This window comes from Pseudomaricurvus sp. ABR4_320, from assembly GCF_056159445.1.
Window position 1 is genome coordinate 1 of record NZ_JBSWVF010000113.1, and the last position, 294, is coordinate 294.

A 294-nucleotide genomic window follows, 5' to 3' on the forward strand; every position below is an offset into this window, starting at 1 on the left:
GCGGTCTGCAGCTCGCGCTCTGGCTGGTAGCCATTGCGAACGATGGCGGCACGCCCATTATCGAGCTTACGATCCGTAAAACCGTTGAGAAACTCAGCCAGCTCTGCCTCCACAGCCTTCTGAATTAGCTCCCGGGCCCCTTTCCGTAGTAGCTCAGTGAGCGGATCCGAAATCTCATCTCGACCCAATAGCTCAACAACGTTATTCTTCCCCATAGCGGTGTGTCCCTTGATTGATTTGTCTTGTTTGGCGACAACAACTCAATCAGATACGCCGCTTCTTTTCAATCCTCCT

1 pseudogene is annotated in these 294 nt (G+C 52.7%); it reads right to left on the minus strand.

The annotated features are described in order from the left end of the window. Window positions 1–215 (minus strand): annotated as a pseudogene (locus tag ACXAFR_RS27615) (IS256 family transposase); the annotation flags it as partial. Window positions 216–294: the final 79 nt, after the last annotated feature.